This window comes from Streptomyces sp. NRRL WC-3618 (assembly GCF_001280005.1).
Lineage (GTDB): Bacteria > Actinomycetota > Actinomycetes > Streptomycetales > Streptomycetaceae > Streptomyces.
Genome location: NZ_LGDW01000498.1, coordinates 1 through 547, shown reverse-complemented (window position 1 = coordinate 547; position 547 = coordinate 1). Strand labels below are relative to the sequence as shown.

Here is a 547-nt window from a genome sequence, read left to right as displayed (position 1 = left end):
GGCGGGGCGGGTGACCAGGCCGGCCGGGCGTACGGTCGCCGACCACACCACGTACGCGGCGAGTTCGGCGGCCGGAGTGTCCGCCGAGCGCCAGGGGGCCACCGCGTCGACGAAGTCCGCGAAGGCGTTCCGGGCTTCCTCGACGAGCTTGGCGAAGACCGCCGTTGACACGTACGGCGCGCGGGCCGTGTCCATCTCCTCGACCGCGATCTCCCAGAAACCGTCGGTGTCGGCGGCGACCGTGAGACCCCGGTCGGCGCTGCCCAGGGCCTGACTGCCGACGGTGTCGGTCACCATGCCGGCGAGCACCGTGACGCGGTAACGGCGCCCGGTCTCGTACGACGTGAACACGTGCGCCCGCGCCGCCGGGTCGTCAAAGAAGTAGGTGCCGCTGAACGGGGTCAGCGTCGAGGCCGCCGCCGAGACGCTCAGCGCCAGCCCGGCGCCTCGCAGGCGGACGGTGTCCGGCGACTCGTAGGCGAGGTCGACGCGTCCTGCCGTACCGGTCCAGCTGAGCAGGCCCGGTGTCGCCTCGACGCGGGTCTCG

General features: G+C 73.3%; 1 pseudogene. It reads right to left on the bottom strand.

The window, feature by feature from the left end:
* Positions 1 to 547: pseudogene (locus ADL01_RS40645) on the bottom strand (glycogen debranching protein); the annotation flags it as partial.